The sequence below is a fragment of the Streptomyces sp. NPDC006733 genome (assembly GCF_040636125.1).
GTDB lineage: Bacteria > Actinomycetota > Actinomycetes > Streptomycetales > Streptomycetaceae > Actinacidiphila.
This window is the reverse complement of the sequence record NZ_JBEYJD010000009.1, coordinates 112121-134772: the sequence shown is the minus strand read 5'-3', so window position 1 is coordinate 134772 and position 22652 is coordinate 112121. Positions and strand designations below refer to the sequence as shown.

The 22652-nt window shown below is 70.7% G+C and carries 22 protein-coding genes; 12 read left to right on the top strand and 10 right to left on the bottom strand.

Annotation, left to right across the window (positions count from 1 at the left end; all coding sequences use genetic code 11):
• Positions 1–189: 189 nt before the first annotated feature.
• The 3 genes from ABZ721_RS10890 to ABZ721_RS10880 form a co-directional block, all read right to left on the bottom strand.
• The gene (locus ABZ721_RS10890; RefSeq protein ID WP_358788343.1) at positions 190–582 is read right to left on the bottom strand and encodes a GNAT family N-acetyltransferase; all 393 of its coding nucleotides are present in this window, start codon (positions 580–582) and stop codon (positions 190–192) included.
• A gap of 343 nt (positions 583–925) precedes the next feature.
• Positions 926–1243 carry a MerR family transcriptional regulator gene (locus ABZ721_RS10885; protein ID WP_358788294.1) on the bottom strand — a complete coding sequence of 106 codons (318 nt, stop codon included), beginning with the start codon at positions 1241–1243 and terminating at the stop codon, positions 926–928.
• 1117 nt (positions 1244–2360) lie between these two features.
• A complete protein-coding gene (locus ABZ721_RS10880) occupies positions 2361–3098 on the bottom strand; it encodes an alpha/beta hydrolase (RefSeq protein WP_358788293.1) in 738 nt (245 codons plus the stop codon).
• 504 nt (positions 3099–3602) lie between these two features.
• Between ABZ721_RS10880 and ABZ721_RS10875 the strand changes: the two genes are divergently transcribed.
• The 3 genes from ABZ721_RS10875 to ABZ721_RS10865 all read left to right on the top strand — a co-directional run bounded on the left by ABZ721_RS10875 (position 3603) and on the right by ABZ721_RS10865 (position 5897).
• Positions 3603–4538 carry an RNA polymerase sigma-70 factor gene (locus ABZ721_RS10875; RefSeq protein ID WP_358788292.1) on the top strand — a complete coding sequence of 312 codons (936 nt, stop codon included), beginning with the start codon at positions 3603–3605 and terminating at the stop codon, positions 4536–4538.
• Between the two features lie 75 nt (positions 4539–4613).
• The gene (locus ABZ721_RS10870; protein WP_358788291.1) at positions 4614–5207 is read left to right on the top strand and encodes an NAD(P)H-dependent oxidoreductase; all 594 of its coding nucleotides are present in this window, start codon (positions 4614–4616) and stop codon (positions 5205–5207) included.
• 108 nt (positions 5208–5315) lie between these two features.
• Positions 5316–5897: an NAD(P)H-binding protein gene (locus tag ABZ721_RS10865; protein WP_358788342.1), complete on the top strand. Its 582-nt coding sequence runs from the start codon at positions 5316–5318 to the stop codon at positions 5895–5897.
• A gap of 536 nt (positions 5898–6433) precedes the next feature.
• Here the strand turns inward: ABZ721_RS10865 and ABZ721_RS10860 are convergent.
• Positions 6434–6937 (bottom strand): GNAT family N-acetyltransferase, encoded by a 504-nt coding sequence (locus tag ABZ721_RS10860; RefSeq protein WP_358788290.1) that lies wholly within the window; start codon positions 6935–6937, stop codon positions 6434–6436.
• 452 nt (positions 6938–7389) lie between these two features.
• Between ABZ721_RS10860 and ABZ721_RS10855 the strand changes: the two genes are divergently transcribed.
• On the top strand, positions 7390–7629 hold the full coding sequence (locus ABZ721_RS10855) for a hypothetical protein (RefSeq protein ID WP_358788289.1): 240 nt from the start codon (positions 7390–7392) through the stop codon (positions 7627–7629).
• Positions 7630–8101: 472 nt separating this feature from the next.
• Positions 8102–8320: a hypothetical protein gene (locus tag ABZ721_RS10850; RefSeq protein ID WP_358788288.1), complete on the top strand. Its 219-nt coding sequence runs from the start codon at positions 8102–8104 to the stop codon at positions 8318–8320.
• Positions 8321–8376: 56 nt separating this feature from the next.
• Here the strand turns inward: ABZ721_RS10850 and ABZ721_RS10845 are convergent, their stop codons facing one another.
• Positions 8377–9462 carry a hypothetical protein gene (locus tag ABZ721_RS10845; protein WP_358788287.1) on the bottom strand — a complete coding sequence of 362 codons (1086 nt, stop codon included), beginning with the start codon at positions 9460–9462 and terminating at the stop codon, positions 8377–8379.
• Positions 9463–9855: 393 nt separating this feature from the next.
• On the opposite strand from ABZ721_RS10845, the gene ABZ721_RS10840 reads away from it, so the two are divergent.
• Together ABZ721_RS10840 and ABZ721_RS10835 are read left to right on the top strand one after the other, a co-directional pair.
• Positions 9856–10698, top strand: coding sequence for a mycofactocin-coupled SDR family oxidoreductase (locus tag ABZ721_RS10840; protein ID WP_358788286.1), 843 nt, complete (start codon positions 9856–9858; stop codon positions 10696–10698).
• A gap of 97 nt (positions 10699–10795) precedes the next feature.
• Positions 10796–12442, top strand: coding sequence for an amidohydrolase (locus ABZ721_RS10835; protein ID WP_358788285.1), 1647 nt, complete (start codon positions 10796–10798; stop codon positions 12440–12442).
• An 84-nt stretch (positions 12443–12526) separates the two neighbouring features.
• Here ABZ721_RS10835 and ABZ721_RS10830 read toward each other — a convergent pair whose 3' ends face one another.
• On the bottom strand, positions 12527–13789 hold the full coding sequence (locus ABZ721_RS10830; protein ID WP_358788284.1) for an MFS transporter: 1263 nt from the start codon (positions 13787–13789) through the stop codon (positions 12527–12529).
• Positions 13790–13913: 124 nt separating this feature from the next.
• Between ABZ721_RS10830 and ABZ721_RS10825 the strand changes: the two genes are divergently transcribed.
• Together ABZ721_RS10825 and ABZ721_RS10820 are read left to right on the top strand one after the other, a co-directional pair.
• On the top strand, positions 13914–14846 hold the full coding sequence (locus ABZ721_RS10825; RefSeq protein ID WP_358788283.1) for a LysR family transcriptional regulator: 933 nt from the start codon (positions 13914–13916) through the stop codon (positions 14844–14846).
• A 144-nt stretch (positions 14847–14990) separates the two neighbouring features.
• Complete coding sequence (locus tag ABZ721_RS10820; protein ID WP_358788282.1) at positions 14991–15473, top strand: hypothetical protein; 483 nt, start codon at positions 14991–14993, stop codon at positions 15471–15473.
• Positions 15474–15497: 24 nt separating this feature from the next.
• On the opposite strand, the gene ABZ721_RS10815 is transcribed toward ABZ721_RS10820, so the two are convergent.
• Entirely contained in the window at positions 15498–16700 is a 1203-nt protein-coding gene (locus ABZ721_RS10815; RefSeq protein WP_358788281.1) for a methyltransferase domain-containing protein, read from the bottom strand.
• 271 nt (positions 16701–16971) lie between these two features.
• Between ABZ721_RS10815 and ABZ721_RS10810 the strand changes: the two genes are divergently transcribed.
• Entirely contained in the window at positions 16972–17892 is a 921-nt protein-coding gene (locus tag ABZ721_RS10810) for an aminoglycoside phosphotransferase family protein (protein WP_358788280.1), read from the top strand.
• Between the two features lie 7 nt (positions 17893–17899).
• Here the strand turns inward: ABZ721_RS10810 and ABZ721_RS10805 are convergent, their stop codons facing one another.
• Positions 17900–19270, bottom strand: a complete 1371-nt coding sequence (locus tag ABZ721_RS10805) for a sporulation protein (RefSeq protein WP_358788279.1) — start codon at positions 19268–19270, stop codon at positions 17900–17902.
• Between the two features lie 202 nt (positions 19271–19472).
• Between ABZ721_RS10805 and ABZ721_RS10800 the strand changes: the two genes are divergently transcribed.
• Both ABZ721_RS10800 and ABZ721_RS10795 read left to right on the top strand, forming a co-directional pair.
• Positions 19473–20030: an ATP-binding protein gene (locus ABZ721_RS10800; protein ID WP_358788341.1), complete on the top strand. Its 558-nt coding sequence runs from the start codon at positions 19473–19475 to the stop codon at positions 20028–20030.
• Between the two features lie 355 nt (positions 20031–20385).
• Entirely contained in the window at positions 20386–20622 is a 237-nt protein-coding gene (locus ABZ721_RS10795; RefSeq protein ID WP_358788278.1) for a hypothetical protein, read from the top strand.
• A gap of 430 nt (positions 20623–21052) precedes the next feature.
• Here ABZ721_RS10795 and ABZ721_RS10790 read toward each other — a convergent pair whose 3' ends face one another.
• Positions 21053–21571 carry a hypothetical protein gene (locus tag ABZ721_RS10790; protein WP_358788277.1) on the bottom strand — a complete coding sequence of 173 codons (519 nt, stop codon included), beginning with the start codon at positions 21569–21571 and terminating at the stop codon, positions 21053–21055.
• A 511-nt stretch (positions 21572–22082) separates the two neighbouring features.
• Positions 22083–22643 (bottom strand): CchlQ, encoded by a 561-nt coding sequence (locus ABZ721_RS10785; RefSeq protein WP_358788276.1) that lies wholly within the window; start codon positions 22641–22643, stop codon positions 22083–22085.
• Positions 22644–22652 lie beyond the last annotated feature (9 nt).

Genomic DNA, 22652 nt, shown 5'->3' with positions numbered 1-22652 from the left:
TTGCTCTTGGCCCACCCCCGCGCGATGTCCACCAAGAGGACTGGGCCAACGGGCCGGGCTGTGCGAGAGGCGCCCGGCGCATCGCACGGGCGGTGTGCGGTCGGACACGGGTGTCGCGGACTCCGGGGCTCGTTCTACCACCTCCAGCCCACGGAATCGCTGACGCCGATCCGTGCGCACCGAGCGCTGCTATGGGGGACGCAGCAGACCGCCGCGGGGCGGCCGACTGGACATTCTGATCTTGCGGTCGTCCGGGCCGTGCCGGGTGACTTCGTGCAGGCCCAGGCGCCGGTAGAGGGCCTGGGCGCGGTGGTTGACGGCCAGGACATCGAGCGTGAGGTCCCGACCCTGCGCGCGGGCCTGGCGCAGCAGGGTGCGGATCAGGTGGCTGCCGATCCCGCGGCCCTGATGGTCCGGGTGCAGCTCGATGCGGGCGAGGTAGACCTCACGGGGCCGTTCCTCCTTGTGGAGCATGCCGGCGTCGACGCCGTCCACGGCGATGATCTGCCACTGGCCCGGGGCGAACACCGCGGCGTGAAAAGCGCGCTGCGCCTCTTCGTCCCAGCCCCAGAGTGCCCTGATGTGCTCGCCCAGAGCAGCCTTGTGCAGAGCGAAGCACTACTCCCCGTCCGCCGGCGTCGCCGGCCGCAGTGTGACGGTCATGCCTCTCACTCCACCCCAGCGCCCGCAGCGCGTCCACCCTTACCGGGGAAGGCCGTAGCCGGCGAAGCGAGCCGGCCCCGCCGTCAGCAGGAAGTGTGAGACAGGGCCGCCGTGCGGGATCAGTCGCACGTCCCGGGAGGGCAACCGTCCGTCGGACTCTGCCTCGTGGGAGCCACCGGTCCTCGGCCCCGGTTTCACCTCCCGGCAGTCCGCCCGGCCCGCCATCGCGGCAGGAACCCGGCACATCGCCGCCGGGTGCAAGTCACCTGCCGGCCGAGTGCTGGGCTGCGGCGTTGCGGCGCTGCGCGGCGTCGAGCTGGTCCTCCAGGAGGATGATGCGGCAGGCCGCTTCGATCGGGGTGCCGCGGTCGACGAGTTCCCGGGCGCGGGCGGCGATGCGCAGCTGGTGGCGGGAGTAGCGGCGGTGTCCGCCGTCGGAGCGCAGCGGTGTGATCAGGCGGGCGTCACCGAGGGCGCGTAGAAAGCCCTGGGTGGTGCCGAGCATGTGGGCGGCGGTGCCTATCGCGTAGGCGGGGTAGTCGTCGTCGTTGAGGCGGTCGTAGGAGTCTTCAGCAGTCACCGCACCTCACCATGGGACGTGTTGAGGGGCCCTGGTGCCGACAGACACCAGGGCCCCGAAGGAACCGTTACACCATCTGCCGGCCATGGTCCGGGGCCGGCCTTGTGTATCCGCCGACCCGGCCAAAAAGCGGTCGGGGCTGCGGGGATCGCTGTTGCTCGACCGGAGACCACCTCACGTTCGATGTCCTGCGGTACCCGGACTCCACCAGCGGTCCGGGCGATCCTGATGGCGCTCGCTCCTCCGTTCTTGCTCGGTAGGGCTGCATCCACGCTGGACGTGCGTAGCGCGGCGCAGCCCTACCGCTTCCTGCGGGTGATGTGCACTGCTGGCGGCCTGTCCCAGCGCCACTTTCCGGCAGCCAGCCCCGTCGCCTGTCCTGCACCTGCTCTGGCTTGGAACCCCACTGCCGAACCTCCCGGTGCGCGCGCCCGCAGCCGACGCCTTCACCGGGGTACCACTCACCTGCGCTGCTGCGACGTGTACCCGCGGTCCTCCTGGCGGCGGCCCCTGATCACTGCGGGCCACCCGGTCCGGTCGTCAGCCCCGTCGCCGTCCTACGACCCTCTGGCTTCGAAGCTCCACCACCGCACCGTCCTGCGAGCCATCCCTACCGCGGTCCTACTACCTGGCAGTTCGTCCCTGCCAGGCCCTGCGATCTCTCTGGCTACGAGAGAAACCATAACCACACCACCACTCGATGTCTACTCCAGACACAACAGATTTCCCTGAGTGGGTCAGCGAGGTAATCGGACCCGGTCGCAGACGGTGCGTGGGGCTCGGCGGGTCGGCGTCCGCCACCTCGTGGAGGTGGAGCCTGCGTCGATCACGTCGTGGTGCACCGGCGCCAGGAGGTCGAGGGCATCCGGACGGCACGACGTCCACCTGTCCCCACCAGCCGTGATCAGACCTTCGATGCCGTGACGTCGCCCCCGGTCGTGCCCGCCCGTCATCCCGACCGGCCGGCACCGCCGACGGTCGGTGCCGACCGGTCGGGGCTGGTGTGCGGCGGCGGGGCGCCGCTCATCAAGGAGGGTCGGAACCCGACCTCGATGAGCGGCTTACCGGCCGCCGCCCCTGCCGTCGGCTGGTGCCGGACGACAGGGGCGGCCGACGGCTACCGCAGATGCCGGGCGAAGAACTGGGCTGCGGCGTCGCCCGCGAACTGCGGGACGCCGGTGTGGCCGCCCAGGTTGGCGTGCAACGTCTTCTCCTTGGAGCCGAAGGCGTCGAACAGGTCCAAGGCCATCTGACGGTCGTTGTTCTCGTCGTCCCACTGCAGCAGGACATGCAGGGGAATGGCGACCTGCCGGGCTTCGTCGAGAATGGCGCGCGGCACGTAACTGCCGGCGAACAGCGCGGCGGCCGCAAGGCGCGGTTCGACCACCGCCAACCGGACGCCGATGGAGATCACTCCCCCCGAGTACCCGACCGGGCCGTCGATTTCCGGCAGCGCCAGCAGGGCGTCCAGGGCGGCCTGCCATTCCGGGACCGCCTGGTCGACGAGCGGCAGCACGAGCCGGTCCACGATGTCGTCGCTGACCCGTTCGCCCGCCTGCAGCGCCTGGCGCAGATCGGCGCGGGCCTGGTCGGCGGTGGCCGAACGGGGCCGGTCACCGCTGCCGGGGAGCTCGATGGTCGCCGCGGCGAAGCCGTCGGCTGCCGCCTGCTGGGCCCGGCCCGCCAGGCGGGGGTACATCCTGCCCACTCCGCCCGGGTGACCGAGCAGGATCAGCGGCGCAGGTGCGGCCGCGGATGCGGATTCCGGCATCCACAAGGTGCCGGGGATCTCGCCGAGGGTGAAGTCGCGCTCGAGGACGCCGTCGTCGAGGCGTGGTTCAGAAGTGAAGTTCATGGTCGTGCCTTTCGGGAATGCGCTGCGAACGGCGCTCCCGGACGACCTATCGCCCGACCGTGACCCCGGAGGAGAGCACCCATGTCGATACTGTGTTCACGGGTACCACCTCCTCGTTCTCTCGCACGGCCACCGGCAAGGTAGCAGGGGCCACCGCCGCCCGCCAACAGGATTATGGCCAGGGCTGAGCGGAAGCCGCCCCGGACCCGGACGACGCACGCCGCCGCCCCGCCCACGTCTCCTCATCCGGCTGCGCCGCACGCCCCGCCACGAAGAGTCCGCACGCCGCGACACCCGTACGTGCTGCCCCTCCCGGGCACCTTCTGCTGATGATCGTCCCCGCCATGTCACAACAAGCGGCGCTGTGTTGTCTTGTGGTGCGACAGCAGAAGCGGAGACCAGGAGAGTGATGAGCATGCGCGTGTTCGTGGCAGGTGCCAGTGGGGAGCTGGACCGACAGCTGCACTCCCCCTCGTGGCAGCAAGGCCTCGCGCAGGAGCGCGCGTGACGCGCACCGAGGAGTTCCAGGAGCTGCGCCCGCTGCTGTTCTCGATCGCCTACCGGATCCTGGGCAGCGTCAGTGAGGCCGAGGACGCCGTCCAGGAGAGCTGGTTGCGCTATGCGACCTCCCCCACGCAGCCGACCTCCGCCAGGGCCTATCTGTCGGCCGTGGTCACCCGTATCTCGATCAACGTGCTGCGGTCGGCGCGTGTGCGGCGCGAGGCCTATGTCGGACCGTGGTTCCCCGAGCCGCTGCTGACCGACCCCTACCAGGACCCCGAGCAGTCGGCGGAACTGGCCGACTCCGTCTCGATGGCGGCGTTGTTGCTGCTGGAGCGGCTCAGCCCGCTGGAGCGGGCGGTCTTCGTACTGCGGGAGGTGTTCGCGTTCGGCTTCCCCGAGATCGCCGCGACGGTGGGACGCTCCGAGGCGGCGTGCCGCCAGCTGGTGGTCCGCGCGCGCCGCCACATGGACGCGGGCCGGCCCCGCTTCGCCGCCGACCGGCACGCGCGCGACGCCCTTGCCGAACGGTTCTTCGACGCGCTGCGGGAGGGCGACATCGCGAGCTTGCAAGACCTGCTCGCCGCCGATGTGTCGCTGGTCGCGGACAGCGGCGGCAAGGCCCCGCGGTGGGCCCCGGGCGTCTTCGGCGTCGAGGCCGTCTTCCGGATGCTCATCACCCTCCTCCCGCCGTTCCTGCGCATCGGCGGCGTGGTGGAACCGCACCCGGTGAACGGTCAGCCCGGTGCGATCTTCCGCGACCGGGACGGCAAGGTCCTCAACACCTGGACGCTCGACATCCTCGACGGGCAGATCCAGGCGATCCGCACGGTGAGCAACCCCGACAAGCTCGGGCATGTGGGCCCGGTGGCGGATGCCTGGGCCGTCATGCGCGAAGCGCAGCAGACCGACCCCAGCCTGCGCCGACCGCGGCCCTGAGTGCGCGCCTTTCCGGGCCCCGGGCAACGGCCCGCTTTGCACCTTCACCCGAGAACCAGCACAGGAGAACCGCACATGATCAGGATCGGCATCATCATCGGCAGCACCCGCCCCGGCCGCAACGGCGACCAAGTCGCCCGCTGGGTCGGCCACCTGGCGGCCGACCACGCGGGCGAGGCGGCCGACTTCGCATTGGTGGACCTGGCCGACTACGCGCTGCCGCTGCTCGACGAACCGCTTCCCGCAGCCTCCGTACCCGGCCGGCAGCCGCACACCCGGCGCTGGGCGCGGCAGGTCGCCTCCTACGACGCCTTCATCATCGTCACCCCCGAGTACAACACCGCCCCGCCCGCCTCCTTGACCAACGCCATCGACTACCTGCACCCGGAGTGGGGCGGCAAGCCGGTCGGCTACGTCGGCTACGGGGTCTTCGGCGCGGTCATGGCGGTGCAGAAGCTGCGCGCCCAGGCGGGTGTGCTGCGGATGGCCGACATCGGACCGCAGGTGGCCCTGTCCCTGCACGAGGACTTCGTGGGCTTCAGCGACTTCCGGCCCCGCCCGCGGCACACCGCGCAGCTGCACGAGCTGGTCGATGAGCTGCTGGTGTGGGCGCGGGCCCTGGAACCCTTGCGCGCGCCGTCCCCGGCCGATGCCGAGCACGTGGCGTGACCGGGGACGGGACCGGCATGCTGCGGATCACCGTCTTCGGAGCCAACGGCCCGACCGGCCGCCGGGCACCACGTCACCGCCGTCACCCGGCGGCCGGGCGCGTTTCCGCTGCGCCATGACCGCCTCGCGGTCGTGGGCGCGGACGTGCTCGACCCGCGGGCTGTCGACGCCGCGGTGGCCGGGTGCGACGCGGTGTTGTCCACGCTGGGCGTCCCGGCGGGCCGGCATCCGATCACGACGTACTCGCACGGCACGGCCCATATCGTTACCGCGATGCACCACCACCGGGTGCGGCGTCTGGCCGTGGTCAGCTCCAGCGGGGTCGACCCGCGTCCCTACTCCGACGGCGGGCTGCTGTTCAACCGGCTCCTGCTGCCCTACGTGACCAGGGTGCTGGGCAAGACGCTCTACGACGACATGCGGCGGATGGAGACCCTCGTCCGGGCCAGCACCCTGGACTGGACGATTGTGCGCCCCAGCGGGCTGTTCCACCTGCCGGCACCCACCGCCTACACGCTCGTCGCCGGCCACGCCGACGGCCGGTTCACCGCCCGCGCGGACCTGGCGGCGAGCCTGCTCGCCCTGCTCGAGGACGAGCGCCATCTGCGCACCACGGTCGTCGTCATCACCACCGTCGACAACCCGACGCTGCTGCAGTGGCTCCGCCGCGAGGCACGCGCGGCACAGTGAGTCGCTGCGGGCGGGTCCTGGCGCGGCGGGAATGTGGTGGTCACCGCACCAGCGCCCCACCTAGCCTGTGGCACATGCATCAGCCCGGACGCCGCAACCGGCGCCCGGCGCGCCGCCCGCCGCCCAGGCCCGCCCTCCGCCCGCCCGGGCAGTTGGCGGTCGCGGGGGCGGTGGTTGTGCTGGTCGGGTTCTTCCCCGCGAAGCAGAAGGACTTCGCCGCGCGGATGGACGCAGCCGCCGCGGAACTCGCCGCGCACGGCGCCCAGGTCGCGGAGCAGCTCGTGCAGCGGCGCGGCGTCTCACACGGCGGGATCCACCTGATGGGGCGCCCCTACTCCTCACGCACGGTGCTGAGCTACGGGAAGGTCCGCAAGGTGGCCCAGGCCTGCGAGCAGGTCGCCGCCGACGCCGTCGTCTTCGTCGCTCCGCTGACCGAGCGCCAGCGCCGCACGCTGACCGCGCTGCTGGGGCGCCCCGTCAGCAGTCTCGCCGAGGTCCTCGCCGCCGGCGGACGGCGGCCGCGCCGGGCTGGCCCGTCAGGCCCGGGGGCGGGCCAACACGCGGGTGGTGCTGCCGTCCTCTTCTGTGAGGTCGCGGATATGCGTGAAGCCGATGCGGCGGAGCAGCGTCAGGGAGGCCTCGTTCGGGGCGGCCACGGTGGCGTGGACCGTGCTCAAGTCCAGGGTGTCGAAGCCGTAGGCGACGATCGCCTCGGCCAGCTCGGTCCCCAGGCCGGACCCCCAGGCCGCCGGCGCCAACGCGTAGATGATCTCGTGCCCTGCGACGGCATCGGTCGCCTTGATCTCCGCGTGCCCGACCAGAAGCCCGTCACGCCGCACCGCCCAGACAGCGAACAGGTCCTGGGCGTAGACCTTGGTGAAGATCCGCCCGAACAGGGCGCGGTCCTCCGCGGCGGTGGACGGGCCGTCGCCCATCCACTGCGACACCTGGGGGTCCTGGAACAGCGCGACGAAGTCGTCCTCGTCGCCGGGGACGTAGGGCGTCAGCAGCAGCCGCTTCGTGTGCAGGGTGGGGGTCATGAACGGCGACGCTACCCACGGGCCCTGCGTCGGCCAACCGCTTTTGTCGCAGCGTCCACCCGGGCGGCTGGGAGATCTCCGTGAGGCGCCACGGCGCGCCACCGCTATGATCGCCGGGAATCCTAGCGGTCCGCCCAGCGCAACCGGCACGAGGCACACGGCCCGAACCCGCGGGGTTACCGATTCGGACCCGGGGGCGGACACCATGGCCTGGGCGTTTCCGCACCTCGACGGCAAGCTCGATTCCTCCTCCCCGAGGGTGGTCGCCGTCCAGGTCCGCGTGGCCGTTTACGCCTCCCCTGGCATCTCACCGACGGCCGCCCCATCGAGGCGAGTGATCGACACGCGCTGACCTGGTCGGAGAGCCGCACGGGGCCACGGCCCCACCCGTGGGATTCGGCCGACCGTGCGCCGGACCGTAACCGGCACCCGGTGTTATCGGTTGAGTGGGCATGAAGAAGCGAATGATGCTCGCGGTCGCCACTTTTGCCGCAGGATGCGCGACTGCCCTGGTCTCCCCCAACGCGCATGCCGGGGTCGCCGACGGCACCTTGAACAACCTGCACTCGTTGACGGGCAACGATCTGCTGAGCGAAGCGTTGGACAGCACGGCCGCCAGCGACTCCCCCAGCGCGGTGAACCACAACGCCAACGCCCACGCCGAGGGCCGGCAGAACAACAGCGCGGGATAGCGGGCCGACTCCGCGGCTACCCGGCCCCCAGGAAGCCCGGGGGCAGCGCGGACGGCTCGGGTCGTCCGCGCCGGACGGGCCCTTCGCGCCCCGCGCTACCCTGACACCGGCCGCGATCCGGACGAGGGCACCGCCTGCTGTCGGCATCCATCGCGCGTCCGGGAGGGCGGGGATGATGGTGTCACCACAGGGGACGTGGCGCGCTGTCGCCGCCGCGGGAGCGGTCGCCCTCCTGTTGACGTCCTGCGGAGGGGGCTCGTCGCGGACGGACAGCCGCCACTCTGCAGGGGCCCAAAAACCCGCGTGCACGGTCCGTCACGAGATCGAGCCGATCGCGGCACGCTTTCCCGAGCTGGGGGAGATCCAGGCGTCGACGTGGTGTGGCATCGACCTCACCGCGGGCGACTCACGGCTCCCGGGGCCCACGGACGTGCGCCTGGTCGGCGTGCTCCGTGCCAAGGATGCCGGCGCCGTGCGCAAGATCATGGGTACGGCCGGCTGGAAGTTCACGAGCGCAGCACCCGAGGAGGTTCCGCGCGAGATCGCGGCGGTGCTGCCGCAGGACGCGCAGTGGGTGGCGAGCACGGATTTCGACGTCACGGTCACGAAAGGCGCCTACGCAGGCTCCTTCTACCTCGACAGGGCCTCGGCGCAGGTGCTCTTCGACGCGGTGAACCCCGTTCGCCATTGACGCGGTCAACGCGGGCGGTGGGGGCTCCGAGCAGGGGCGGCGATCGGTGGCCGCGCTCAGGCCCGTTGGTTGTGGGTGGCCACCAGGCGGGCGACCACGGCGGCGACCAGGGCGTCACGGGGAACGAGCGTCTTGAAGTGCCCTGCCGTCGTCAGCGCGAAGAAACGGCGCGAGGTCGTGGCGAGCATCTGTGCCCAGGCGCTGTCGTCGGCCTGGGCGTCGACGCTGTCGGTCACCAGGGCGGGCTCGTAGAGCTGCAGCAGACGCTGGATCGTCACGTATTCGCGCGGTGGCGGAGCCGGCTGCTGGTCGAGCTGGCGCTGCAGGAAGAGTTCGAACGCGAAGGCCGGATCGGAGGTGTCGTCCTCCATGGTCGGCAGGTAGAACTGTGTGCTGTCCCACGGGAGGGTCACGTAGGGGGTGCCTCCCCCGGGCACCTGGGGCCCGGGGACCCCCATCTGCCACTTCGTGGCCTCCACCTGAGCCCGTTCGTAGGCCTCTGCCAGGGCCGGGTTGGCCGGTAGATGCAAGGCGAGCAGCCGGGACGGCGGCGCCCAGCCGAGGAACGTCCCGCTGCTACCGTTGCGGTCGCCCACAAAGGCGATGACCTGCGGTCGGTCCCGCCGGGCCGCCCCGGCCACGAGGATGAACAGCCGGCTCTCCCACCACGTACGCCCCTGCCGCAGGTCCACGACCGTGACCTCGCTGTCATGGGCCTGCCGCAGCGCCCGCAGGACACTGCGCAGCGATGTCCGCGTGAGCGGCGCGCTCTGGGGCGTGTCCAGGTTCTCCGCCAGGGTGGTGGTGCGCACCCCTACAGCGGCCGTCTCCGACGCTCCGGCCAGGGACAGCGACACCCCGGGCAGGCTGATGCTGGCCGAGACGTTCGAAGCGACCAGCGTCTGCACGAACAGCAGGATGACCGGCAGCAGGCTGAGGATCACGATGCCCAGCACGACAGGCCCGTCGTAGCGGTGGTGCGGCCATCCCGCCACGACGCTGGTGACGGCGAGGACCACGACGAGGACCAGGAGGATGACCGGCGCCAGAAAGAAGGCGTGCCTCGGCGGCCACGGCCACAGGTTCGTGGCGGATGCTGTGCTCTCCGGGCTCTCGGGTGCCGGATCCGTCGCCCTCGCCATGACACTCCCTCCTACCTCCGGCACATCGGCAGCCGGCACAACCGCCCCAGCGCCGCGCCCGCAGTATCTCCCCCTCCCCTGCCGGCCGCAGGAGGCGAGGATGCCGTCAAGTCTCAGCGGCACGGCCTACCTCGTCAATCGCTCCGGGGAGCAGTGAACCTCTTCCTTGGATCGGGCCGTTGGACTACGGGCGCGGGTGCGGTGGCCGGCGTCCGGCCACACTCCCGTCGCCCTCTGGCCAGACCGGCCCCCGCGCGGTACATCACTGGCAGGACCACGGAACGGCGGTAGCCCCGCCGTGCTCGATCACCGCACGACCCACGGGTGAATCCCCCGCCGTACGGCCCCGGTGAGCAGCGCACCGGCGGCTGGGGCGGAGCAAGGAGTTCCGATATGTCGAACGAGGAGACCCCGGCCCCTCCGGGGCGTCTGGACGGCAAAGTGGCCTTTGTCACCGGGGCCGCCGGCGGGCTGGGGCGCAGTCATGTGCGCCGGATGGCGGAGGAGGGCGCCGACCTGGTCATCGTGGACATCTGCCGGGCGGTCGAGACCGTGCCCTATCCGCAGTCGACGCCGGAGGATCTGGCCGAGGCGGTCGAGGAGGTGCAGGGTTTGGGGCGCCGTGTGGTGGCGCGGCAGGCGGACGTGCGCGATCGCGACGCGCTGCAGGAGGCGTACGACGCCGGGCTGGATGCGTTCGGACGGATCCACATCGTGGTCGCCAACGCGGGGATCGCGCCCCTGTTGGTGGAGGACCGGGTGCAGGCGTGGCGGGACGCCATCGACGTGAACCTCACCGGCACCTTCCACACCATCGAGGTGGCCCTCCCGTCGATGGTCGACGCGGGGCAGGGCGGCTCGATCGTGATCGTCAACTCCACGGCGGGGCTGGTCGGTATCGGCGGGGCCAGCAACGGCGGCCTGGGGTACGCCGCCTCCAAGCACGGCGCGGTCGGCCTGATGCGGACGTACGCCAACAACCTGGCCCCGCACAGCATCCGGGTCAATTCCGTGCACCCCACCGGGGTGCCGACCGCCATGGTGATCGACCCGGCCATCGTCGAGTTCGTCGCCCAGGACCCGATCTTGTCCGAGACGGCGCCGAACGCCCTGCCGGTGGACATGGTCGAGGCGCTCGACGTGTCCAACGCCGTCGTGTGGCTGGCCTCGGACGAGGCCCGCTACGTCACCGGCGTCACGCTGCCCATCGACGCCGGATTCATCAACCGGCGCTGAGCTGTGAAGCCGCGAAGCCGCGAAGCCGTTGAACCGCTGAGTCGTTGAGTGGGTGACCGGCTGAGTCGATGACTTGTCGAGCGAGAGGTGGAGGGCGATGACCGATCAGTCCGCGGACACGGTGTTGGTGGGCGGGCACGTCAGAACAGCGTCGGGCTGGGCGCAGGGGCTCGCCGTGCGCGGCGGTGTCATCGAGACGGTCGGGGGACGAGAGGAGGTGCTGCGGCAGCGCGGCCCGGGCACCCGGGTGATCGAGCTGGACGGCGGCACCGTCCTGCCGGGCCTGCACGACCTGCACGTGCACCCGATCTACGCCGGGATCCGGGAGCGTCGCTGCAAGATACCGCCGGGGTCGACGCTGGACCAGACGCTGCGCATCGTGGCCGAGCACGTGGCGCGGGCCGCGCCGGGCGCATGGGTGCTCGGCGGCCGGTGGGACACCTCCGCGCTCGGCGCGACCCCGGATCGGACCATGCTCGACGCGGTCTCCCCGGACCATCCCGTCCTGCTGGAGGACACCAGCGGACACAGTTCATGGGCGAACAGCGCGGCGCTACGCGCCGCGGGGATCGGCCCGGGCACGCCGGACCCGGCCGGTGGCTTCTACGAACGGGACGCCGCGGGCAACCCCAGCGGCCTCCAGCGCGAGAGCGCGGTCGAGTTGCTCGCCATGGCGGCACCCTCGCCGACCGATGAGGAGGTCGAGGCCGCGCTGGAGTGGGCGCTGCGCGAGATGCTCTCGTATGGGATCACGTCGTTCACCGAAGCCGCGGTCGGATTCACCGCCGGGGCACCCGCCGAGCTGCGGGCGTACAGCCGGCTCGCCGCCCGCGGAGCCGTGCGGCAGCGCGTGCGCCTGTGTCTGGTGTGGTCGCCCCATGACCCGACGTGCGATGAGGTGATCGCCACCCGGAACCGCTACGCGAGCCGGCACATCGCCCCCGACTGCGTGAAGATCTTCCTCGACGGGGTACCGACCGACAGCCACACGGCGGCGATGCTCGACCCTTACGAGGACACCGTGCCGGGGCGCGAGGACGAGGCCGGACGGCACGGGCTGCTCGCGATCGACCCGACCGTCCTCGACGAGGTGGTGACCCGCTTCGACCGGATGGGGCTGACGGTCAAGTTCCACGCGGCCGGCGATGCAGCCGTCCGGGCGGCCCTGGACGCCCTCGAGGCCGCCCGCACCGCCAATGGGCCCAGCCCGTCGATGCACAACGTCGGCCACTGCACGTTCGTGGCCCCGAGCGACCTCGAGCGCGCATCGCGGATCGGCGCAACGTTCGAAGTCTCGCCCTACCTGTGGCGGCCCTCTCCCATCTGCACCGACATCGCCACGGCCGTCGGCGCGAAAGCGATCGAACGCGTCTGGCCGGTGCGCGAGATGCTCGAAGCCCGCGCCCTGGTCGTGGCGGGGTCCGACTGGTGCATCGTGCCGTCGGTCAACCCGTGGGGGGCGCTGGAGTCCCTCGTCACCCGGCAGGAGCCGGGGGGCAGTGCCGAGCGCTTCGGCTCCGGGCAGGCCATCTCGTTGGAGCAGGCCTTTGACCTGTTCACGGTCAACTCCGCCCGTCAGGAGGGCATGGCGCACCGGGTGGGCCGCATCGAGCCGGGCATGCTCGCCGACATCGTCGTCGTCGACCAGAACCCCTTCGAGGTGCCCATCACACAGGTGCATGCCACGCAGGTCCAGATGACGTTCGTCGACGGTGAGCTGGCCTTCGAGGCGGGGGCACGGTAGTGCTCCGCTCCCCCGTGCCCGGGGCTCCGGCGGGTCTTGCCCGAGTAGGCCGGAGCGTGATCGACGACGATCGTGGAGGTGGTGTCAGGCGTGCCCGGGTGCCGGCCCGGGGGCGGCCTCCGGCTCGGGCTCGGCGGGACGCGCTGTCGTGCGGCGGGGCAGCAGCAGCGGGGTCGCCAGCAGGAGTATTCCGGCCAGGCCGATCGCCGCCCGGGGGCCGAGCAGGCTGCCCAGTACACCCCACACGGCCGTCAGCAGGGCGGTCGAGGCCCGGGTCGTCACCGCCCAGGCGGTGAGCGTGCGCGTGACTTGGTGGGGCGGTGTGCGCTGGAGACGGTCGGTGGCGCACACGGGGTTGAAGATCCCGCAGCAGAAGATGAGCCCGAGTTCGACGCCCATCACCAGCAGCAGGCCGCCGCTGCCCGGTCCCAGGAACATCAGACCCAGCGGCCACAGCGCGCGCAGCGTCCCGGCCGCGACCAGCACCGGGTGCTGTCCGAACCGGGTGACGAGCGGCCGGGCCAGCCGGGAGCCGAGCAGCCCGCCGATCGCCGGCGCGGCAAACGCGAGGCCGTACTGCCACGGGGCGAAGCCCAGCCGGCCGAGCATCAGGACGGCCAGCAGCGGCTGGGTGGCCATCACCAGGCCGTTGAAGACGGCGGTGTTGAGGAACAGGGCCCGCAGCGTCGGGTCAGCGAGGATGTAGCGCCATCCGTCGAGCAGGTCCCCGGGCCGCAGGCGCGCGCCCTCACGGCACGCCGGCGGTGGCTCGTGGCCGCCCGTCGCACGGATCCCCAGGGCCGAGAGCAGGTAGCTGACCGCGTCGGCCAGCACCGTCGCCACCACCCCCAGCAGCCCGATCGCCGCACCGCCCAGGGGCGGCCCGATGATCGTGGTCGTCCAGGCGGTGGATTCGAACCGGGCGTTGGCCACGAGCAGGTCCTCGGCGGGCAGCAGCGTCTTCAGGTACGCGCCGGAGGCGGCACGGAAGGTGATGTCGGCCGCCGCGACGACGACCGAGACCAGCAGGAGCTGCAGGAACGTGAGCACGCCGAGCGCGAACCCGGCGGGGATCGTCAGCAGCGCCGCACACCGCACCAGGTCCATCACGATCAGCACCGGCCGCTTGCGGCGGAACTCCACCCACGGACCCAGCGGCACCGCCACCGCCGCGCCCACCGCCGACCCCACGGAGGCGAGGGCGGCGACCTCGGCCGGGCCGGCGTGCAGTACCTGGATGGCGATCAGCGGGAATGCGCCGAAGGCCAGCCAGGTGCCCAGCGCGCTGGTCCCGTACGCCGCCCACAACCACCCGAAGCGCCGCCCCAGCCGCTGCCCTACACTCATCCCGCCCCCTCCTTCGTACAACCGCCAAGCGATCGACACCATCCAAGCGAGCGCCGTAGTCGGGGGTCAAACAACCATGAGGGCGGCTTCACACAACCTGTGGTTGTGGCCATAGAGTGGTGGCATGGACCTCGACACCGTCCGGACCTTTGTCGCCGTTGCTGACGCGGGGCGGTTCCAGGAGGCCGCCGCCGAGCTGGCGGTCACCCAGCAGGCCGTCTCCAAGCGCATCGCCGCGCTGGAGCGCCGGCTCGAGGTGCAGCTGTTCACCCGCGGGGCACGCGGGGCTGAGCTCACCATCGACGGACAGGCGTTCTTGCCCCACGCGCGCGAGCTGCTGCGCGTCGCCGAGCGCGCGGTGGCCTCCGTGCGCACCGGCCACCGTCCGCTCCGCGTCGACGTGATCGCCTCGCGCACCGCGCAGTCCGGCCTGCTGCGCGCCTTCCACCGCGCCCACTCCGACATCGAGCTCGACGTGCTGATGCTCTTCGACGTCGACGCGGCCGTCGCCGCCCTCCGCTCCGGGACGATCGACGCGTCCTTCCGTGCCGTCGGCGCGCCCGGGCGACCGCTGCCCGACGACCTCGCCTCCGCCCGGGTGCTCGACGAGCCGCTCCAACTGCTCACCGGCCCCGCCCACGCGCTGGCGGGCGCCCGGTCGGTGACCGTCGCCCAGCTCGCCGGGCACCGGATCTGGATGCCCGGCATCGTCCCGGGCACCGAATGGGCCGCCTACTACGACGCGCTGGTCGCCGAGTTCGGCCTCACCATCGAGGCGACCGGCCCCAACTTCGGCTCCGACGCGCTGCTCGACACCATCGCCGACACCCCGGCGCTGGCCACCTTCATGGGCGAGCACACCCGTCTGGTCTGGCCCGCCGACCACGGCCTGCGCCGCATCCCGATCACCGATCCGACGCCCGTCTACCCGCACTCGCTCCTGTGGCGCCGCGCCAACCCCCACCCGGCCCTGGCCACCCTGCGCGCCCACCTCACCACCAGCGCCGGACATGGCGCCGTCGGGACGTGGACACCGCGCTGGACCAGCCCCCGCTGAACGGCACCGCCCCGGTATCCGCCGCGGCCGGATCGACGGGCGGCTCCCCCGAGAAGGCACCCATCACCCGAAGGGCTCACTCATCGGGGTGGTCCTGCCCGTGGTGCGTGGCGGGCGGCTGCGCCGATCGGGCACAGTGAGTCGATGACCTTCCGTTTCGTGCGGGCCGCCGTCCTGGTCGTCGCGCTGCCGGGGCTGCTGTGCGGCTGCATGACGGTCGCCCCCGCCGACCGCGGCCCCGTCCCGACCCAGGCTCCTGTGGCTGATGTGCCGTCAGTGGCGCCGCTGTTGCTGGACGTCGACCGCACGGCCGACACCACGGCGCTGAGCTTCGTGAGCGCCAGCCCCGCACCAGCCCCCTCCGTCGCCCCGTCCGTCGCCCCCGCCGTCGTGCCACCGCGGGACGCCGCGCCGGAGGAGGTACGGCCTCCGGCCCGCGTGCGCGCCGCCCCGCCCCGCAAACCCCGACGGACGACCCCGCGAACGGCCCCACGGCGAACCGTTCCCCAGCGATCGGTGCCGGCGGCCCGGCCGCCGGCCTACCAGCCGGATCTGTGCGCCCAGGGCCACCGCTCGGGCCTGTCGCCCGAGGTGGTCCGCGCCTGCAAGGGCGTTTTCGGCGGGTAGCAGCAGACCCCTGCGTGGGGCCCGTCAGAACGTTCCGGTGTCGGCGGCCGGGATGGTGGCGTGCCACGATCCGCGGGTGAGGTGGAGCGTGCCGTCCGGGTCCACTGCCGCGGCGGCGCCGTAGACGGGTAGGGAGCCGTCGCTCAACCAGTCGTGCCGGATGGCATCCAGGCTGTCCCACAGCCGCCGCGGGCCTGCCTGATGCACCGTGGGATGCTCGCCGCGCCGGCCGACGGCGCGGGCCCAGGAACCGTCGGGGTGGACCATGACCGCCGTTCGTACGCCGTCGCCGTCCCCGGCGTACCCGTGCTGCACGCCTGGCACCGCGAGGGCGAAGGAGGTCATCAGCTCCCACGTCGCGGTGACCTGAACGACCGGGTACCGGCCGGTGCTCACGTCTTCGGCGTCAGCGCTCCAGGCGTGCCGCGCAGCAAGCTGCGGCGGATGATCCTCGCCGCTCCGGGTGGCCATGAACCCGGCCCGCTGCCAGGAGACCCGGCCACGGGCCCCGCCGTCCGGCGTCTTGTCCGCGGCGATCACCATGCCGGTGCCCACGAGATTGGTCACGAAGCGCCCTCCGGTGCGCAGCGCCCTCAGCCACGACGCCGGGACGCCCGCGAGGCCGACGGTGGACACGATCCGGTCGAACGTACCGGGCAAGGAGCCGGTGATGTCGGCAACCTCCACCCGCGGACGCAGGCCGATGCGGTCCAACCGCCCGCGGGCCGCAGCGACGAGGTACGGATCGACGTCCACGCTCGTCACCAGGCGCTCCCCCAGCCGGCGCGCGAGCAGCGCGGTGCCGTAACCGGAACCGGTCAGGCACAGCATCTCGGCGCCCTCGACGATCATGGCGTGCTGGTACATCACCACCACCAGGCCCGGCAGGGTGCTGGAGGAGGTGGGCAGACCCTCGGGATGGTCGTCAGCACCGGCGTGATCAGCGTGCAGCGGTCCGACACGGGTCACCAACGTGCGATCGCCGTACGCCGCGGCCGCCCACCGCTCTGGATCAGCAGCACCGTCACACACCGCCCAGCCGCCGTCCGGCACCGCACGCCACCACCGCGGCACAAACAGGTGGCGCGGCGTGTCGGCGAGCGGCCCGTACCAGCGCGACGCCGGATGCACGACAGCATCCGCCAGCGCTGCCGCACGCGATTTCCAGTCCACGGCTCCTAGCCTCCCCGCCTGCAGCCGAGTTCGCAGGCCCTTCGTCCAGCACATAAGCCGTAGCGTTACAAGCCCTGGAAGCCCTCACGAGAGCCGCTCACGCCACGTCGCCTTCAGGGTGCTGCTCCGGCAGGCGACCACGGGTCCACAAGGAGAGATCGTAGGTCGGCGGTTGCGAGGTGACTGTTGGCTCATCGGGCGGTCACCCCTGACTTCGCTGGATACCTGGTCCCCTGGGTACCGTCTGCTGTGGGTGCACGTCCGCTGAGTGCCTGATCGGCGTGCTGTCGCGAGCCGTACGGCTAGAGGAGGGTTGGGTACGAACATGTCCGCTGACGCTGCGCGGCGAGCAGGGCAAGGGTTCACCTCGGCGGGTGCAACAAAGCTGATGGTCGCGGCCTGTCGCGCGGCCGGGCTGAACAGCGATGGGGCGCAGATGATCCGCCTCGGAGAGAACGCGCTCTTCCGGCTGGCGGCGCATGCGGTGATCGTGCGCATTGCCCGGTCCAGGGACTATCTCTCATCTGCGGAGATCGAGGTGCGAGTCTCCCGCTGGCTGGGGCGGGAAGGTTTCGCCGCCGCCCGGGTGGTGGACGACCTGGAGCAGCCGCAGGTCGTCGACGGGCATCCGGTGACGTTCTGGCACTTGATCAGCGAAGGCGACCGGGATGCTACCTATGGCGAACTCGGCGCGGTGCTGCGAGACCTGCACTCGATGCAGTTGCCCGAAGGTCTCCAGCTGCCTCCGTACAACGCTTTTGGCCGCGCCAAGCTCCGCATTGAATCGGCGGTGGGCATTCCGGAGGATGATCGAGAGTTCCTGCGCAAGCGTAGGCGTGAGCTTCGCGATCGATTGGCGGAATTGCGCTTTGATTCACCAAAGGGCCCTGTTCATGGTGATGCTCACGTGCAGAACCTCATGGTGGACCAAGGTGGACAGGTCATCCTGATCGACTTTGAGGGGTTCAGCTACGATCATCCCGAATGGGACCTGATGGTGACGGCCACGGAGCATCTCAGTCTGGGCTGGCAGACGTCGGAGCAGTACGCAGCGTTCGTCGAAGCGTACGGGTACGAGCTGAGCGCCTGGCCCGGGTTCTCAACGTTGCGTGGAATCCAGGAGTTCAAGATGGTCACCTGGCTGATGCAGAACATCGAAGAGAGTCAGGAAGTGGCGGAGGAGTACGCTCGGCGTATTGCCTCGTTGCGCAACGAAGACGCGCCGCGCGATTGGCATCCGGGCTGACATGAACCTAATCGTCGTTCAGCCGCTGCAGGGCGTGACGTACCTGCTCGTTGAAGTGCTGGACGACAGGATTTTCGGCGTGCACGGATACGTCCCGCTGGAAGTCCGATACGTAGCGTTGGAATCGGGCAGATTGGAGTGCGTCCCCACCGGTGACGGCCAGACCGGCGGTAGTGACCGCGGCCTCCAGTTCACCGTTGAGCAGTTGGCTTTGTGCGAGGACCATCCGGCAGAACCCCAGGGTACGGGCGTATTTGGGGTCGGTGAGCGCGACTGCCCGTTCGGCGAACCGCACGGCTTCCGCACCTTGCCCCAGATCCCGGAAGCAGTGGCAGAACTCTCCCGCGAGTTCGGCCTCATCCATATAGGACAGCCAAGCGGGGTCCTCGCCGGCCTCGGCCCGAGCGAAGAACCTCTCGGCCTCGTTCATAGCGAGTGATGCGCCCTTGTGGTTCCGGGCCGCCGACAGAGCGCGGGCTTCGTGGGCGGCGAAGAGAGCCTTGGCACGCGGCGTCGAGCGCTCCTTTCCGCCCTCCACCGCTGCGCGGGCCAGCTGGACCGCACGCGATGGGCGCCCTAGGTAGTTGGCCTGGTGGCTCATGTTGGCGAGGATACGAGCACCCATCATGCGGTCGTCGACGACTTGCGTCAGGCGAAGGGTGGACAGGAGGTATCGGTCGGCGAGGGCGTGGTTTCCCGTGTCGTAGGCGGTCCACGCCAGGAGCTGTGAAATCTCCGTAGCGGCCCCGAACAGAGCGTTTCCCACCCTGGCGCTGTAGCCGGCGCCCAGTAGTGGCAGAACTTCATGACGGAAGTAGTGGCGAAGTGCCTTGTGTCCATGGCCGCCGCCGTATAGGAAATCAAGCCGCATGAACATTTCGGCCGCGGTGCGCACTGCCGATACATCCCGCATCCCGACCCGGCGGCAGTTGGAAGTGTCAACTGTGAGGCCGTCGGGTCGCGAGATGAGCCAGGATAGAACTCCGGAGTTGACGTCCGCTTCCGGTAGGAGAAGGTCGCCCGCCGGGGTGTCTTCGGGGCGTTGTTGCGTCAGATCGTCAAGGGCGTTCAGTGCTGCCGGGAGAGACTCCGGGTAGCCGTCTACGGCAGGCGGCGCGCCGGTGGGTGCCAGATGGAAGCCGAGGTCCGTTGGCGCGATTCGTCGGTGGAGTTTTTCGCTCAGCGCATCGGCGAGAAACAGGACGGTCTGCGGCTGGATTCCACCACCGTTGAGCCATCGTTGCACGACGACATGCGTTGTTCCAACATGTGCTCCGCGTCGCTGCGCGACCTCCCGGACGCGCTTTGCCAGACCCTTGTTCGATGCACCTGCCTCCGCCATGAGATTGGCCAGTCGCCGGTTCGGTTCTGCGTTCATGTTCGCCTGCCATCCCCAGATGACGTCAGATCTTCATCGTGCCACAGCAGTTGGGACTACGAGAGGGGGTTCGCGAGCGAACCCCCTTCGCGAACACCACGAACCCCGGCGGTTATGCGAACCCTCTGATGAACACTCCCTTTCGCTCGCATCCCGCCGTTCACTGGTGGTCACTCGACGGCGGAAGACCCTTTCGTCGGTGATGAAGGAGCGTGCGATGGATTCGCCCACAAGGGAGTTGCCGACGTCGGAGTCTCCGATGGCGTTGAGGCGGCCTGGTGCCCCCTCCCTGTCCGAGCGGTTTCGTTCGATCACGCTGCTCGCGGATGACGTCGACGCCGCGTGGGTTGCGCGCCGCATGGCCGAGGACACATTGCGGGAGTGGGCGCTGCCGGGTCTGACGGATGACGTTGCGCTGTGTGTGTCCGAACTCGTGGGTAACGCTGTCCACCACGCGACGCCTGATGGCTGGCTGGAAAGCATCGGCGGGGATCGGCGCGTCGGAGTCGCTTTGTGGGCATGGCCGAAGTGGTTGTGTGCAGAGGTCTCCGACGAGGACTCCACACCACCCATGCTTCCTGCCGCGGCGAGCCCGGAGCCCGGCCCGGCCGAGGATTTCTTGGAGAGTCTGCCGGCGGACTCCGGACGAGGCCTGTTCATCGTCCAGAGCCTGGCCGATGCGACGTGGTGGGCGCCGCGCGATTTCGGGGGAAAGAGTGTCTTCTGCCGGTTCAATCTCGCGGACCGGGCGGAATCATGACCGGCTCCGCAAACCCTGGGACCGCTACCGGCAGCCGGTTCGCAGCAGCCACGTGTGGGCAGGGCAGCGTCCCCACGGACCGGTCGGAGGCAGGCCCCTGCTCCACGGCGGTGGGTGGTCTCTCGTGGTGTGGGACTCTCCTCCCGCTCCGGGAAGACCACCGGACGACCCAGCAGACGATGAAGGCCGGCCGACACCCCGCCTGCCGCCTTCGCCGGGGGCGGTGTGTGAGGGCGCGCATGGCAGCCCTGCGGGTGCAACGCCGAGACGGGGTGCAGTTGCGAGGTCAATCGCGGGAGGTCAAACCGATGCGTTCTTCTGATCGCACCGCGCTGCCGCTTAGGGGCGTGCGGTGATGGGCGTACGGGCGGTCCTCAAGTTCGTCGACTGGATGTTGCAGCTCGACACGTCGGCATGCCTGCCGATCTTCGAGATCCAGTGCACGGCCTGCGGTGAGAAGTCGGTAAGGGCCGAGTCCGCCGATGAGCCGCAGATCTGGGCACTGCGCCATGCGGGGCTGTCGGGACACGTCGGGTTCTGGGCCATGACCACCTGCTCCTTCAAGGCGTCGCCGGTGGAGGCGGAGCAGTGAGGCGGCGGCCGGGTGCCGCCGAGCGCGTGGCAGCGGCAGCGTTCATGATGCAGGAGTGGTGGTGGCGCCACGTGTCAGCACGCAAGCTGTTCCGTCTGCTCGACGCGCAGCGCGCCTTCCTCGCGGGACCGGCGAGCGGCGGGGGAAGCACGGCGCGGCGGGAGATGCGGGATGTGTCGTCAGAGCCGTCGGAGCGGCGCTGGCCGCTTCTCTAGACCGGTCGGGGCCGCCGGGCAGGACGGGCCCGGCGGCCCCGCCCACTGAGCTCCCCGTATGCGCGGGAGCCCCAGGCGACGGTGTCCCCTGCACCGCAACCATGGTGGGCGCGCAGGCCACAACGGGGAGGACGGCGGTCCGGCTTCCGGGACGAGCCCCCTGCGTCCGGGGCCGGATCGACCGTGTCACACCAGCAGACGTGAGACCCGATCGCCTACAACTCTCCGTTGACTTGCGGCCTGGGCTGGGCAGCGGCAAGACGTTGTACCTGTTGGGTGACGAGCTTAGGTGGGAAAGGGGTCTGGCGGTCGACGTCCACCATGGCGAAGGCGGCGATGGTATCGCCGCTTCGTACGACGGTGTGCTCGGTGTAGCGAAGGTGCCCGTCGCCCAGGTTGGCCACCTCCTGGAACCGCACCGCCTGATCGCCTACGGTCGGGGCCGGCATCACGACGATGCGGTTGGTGAATGGCTGGCCGCCGTAGTCGACACCGGACAGAATGCGGCACAACGGCAGGTTGACTTCCAGGGCGCGGAACACGCTCGCGGCGCCTCCGGACGGATAGGCCGCGAGCGTAGTACCCCCTGAAAAGACGTCGCTCTTCCAGTTGATCAACTGAGAGACCCCGACGGTAGCCGCCTTGCCCTCGATGATCTCCATCACGTCCTGGCAGGCCACCGGCGTCAGGGGCGGACGCGAGGCGTCGCCGGCAGAGGGCGTCAAAGCCGTCACGGGCATGCCGTACGTACCCGGGGTGACGTTTTCCGGGAAGGTGAGGGCCGTCAGCGTTCGCACGGTCAACGCAGGCGCGGATGTGAAGGTAGGCACCGGCGTCGGCTGCGCTGGCGCGTGCGTGGAGTCAACAGCGGGAGTGGTAGAGGACTTCGGCGGCTGTCCGCCCGTGGACCTGCTGTCGCCGGTGTCCCCCGCGCATCCGCTTGTCACCATCATCAACACTGCCACCGCGCCCGCTGCACCGATGGCGTGCGCTCGTGTAGCGCTCATGGTCCCCCCAGGATTGATCAACCGTCGGCGCTCATCATGGCGTCTCTCGGGCGCGCAGGCACAGCCATGGTGCGACCAACCCCGCAGCACAGCTGGTCCGGGCCATGAATCTGTCCGCAGTACAGGAGTCGCGTATTGGGGGAAAACGGGTCCAACGCGCGCTTCCCGGCATTTCTGGTTCAGCGCTACCGGGCAGGTGCGCAGCCGTAGCCCTCCGTTGGCGCGGCGACGCAAGAGGTCAGGTCTGAGCGGGCGGCCGGTTCGCGGCGCGCTCGGCGCAGTGGGGGCAGCGTTCGCGGCCGTCCCAGGCGGACCAGCCGAAGTCGGTCGGGGTCAGGACGTGGCCCTCCAGTTCGTCGCGGACGGCCTCGCGGTAGGCCCAGACGGCGTCCAGGTAGGGGTGGTAGATGTCGTGGAAGGCGGGGGTCGCGATGCCGGCGCCTGCGGCGACGGTCTTTCGCAGGGCGCGGAGGCGCTCGAACATGGTCTGGCCGGTGGCCGCGATCCGGGCGCTGGCGTCGAGGAACAGGCGCTCGCGGACCTCGTAGATCCGCGCGTCCGTCAGCGCTGCCCGGCTGGCTTCCTCCAGGCCGGCGGCACCGGCGCCGTTCTGCGCGAGGCGGCGTAGTTCCGTGTGGGCCGCGCCGGCCGCCGCGATGAACTCCGTGTACACGTCCCGGCGGCGCGCTTGCAAGCTGCGGCGGTGTTCCTGGCGGGTGCGCAGGCGGTCGGCCAGCACCGTACCGGCTATCGCGATCAGACCACCGCCCAGCGTGGCGACCAGCGTTCCCCACTCCACCCCGTATCC